This window comes from Bradyrhizobium sp. P2_E8 (genome assembly GCF_056403875.1).
The window spans coordinates 1-714 of sequence record NZ_JBFUES010001795.1; the positions used below are offsets into that span (position 1 = coordinate 1).

The window sequence follows — 714 nt, forward strand, 5'->3', positions numbered from 1 at the left end:
CACGTTCGGCAATTGGCCCGCCAAAGGCAGCGCGGTGGCGCCCAGGAAGGTCGCCACCATCGCCATCAGGCGACGGTTGTTCTGGCGCTTGCCGCGCATCTGGCCGGCGATCCACTCCAGCATCTCGCTGTTGACCTTGGAGGCATAGGACGGCGCCCAGCTCTCGATCTCGGTGTCGGCCGACAGCGCGACGCTGCGCGGCGGCACCTTCAGGCCCGAGGCGCTTGCGGCATAGTGAGCCACGGCCTTGGCAAGCAGGTCGTCGAACCGGCCGCCATCGGTGCGCTCGGTCGCGGCCTCGTTGATTTCGAACAGCGCCTCGGCTTCGGGGCGGCTGACCGGCTGGTCGTTGACGGCGGTGGCGGTCAGGATGCGCGTGCACCAGGCGGTGTCATCGGCATCGAGCGAACGGGAAAAGTGCACCCGGCCCTTGGTGGTCGGGCCTTCGCCCGTGATCACGCCGTCGCGCACGATGGAGAGAGCATGGGCCGCGGTATCGCGGCAGGACGGTTCGAGGGACGGCGACTCAACTGACTTCGGCACTGCGGCAGACATAGTTCACTTCCAGATTTCTTCTGATCGACCAGCATTTTCATGCGGGCGTAAAGGGGTGGTTAATGATTCGATATGGGGATCGCGACTTTTCTCAATGGTTGCCGATTAGTCGCTATGAGGACCATTTCGGTTCCGGAGAGCGTCGGGCGAGCGTGATGC

The 714-nt window shown here is 64.4% G+C and carries 1 protein-coding gene; it reads right to left on the minus strand.

Annotation, left to right across the window (positions count from 1 at the left end):
• Nucleotides 1–555, minus strand: a 555-nt coding sequence (locus AC1D00_RS43975; protein WP_477015052.1) for a hypothetical protein, incomplete at its 3' end; no start/stop codon positions are given.
• Nucleotides 556–714 lie beyond the last annotated feature (159 nt).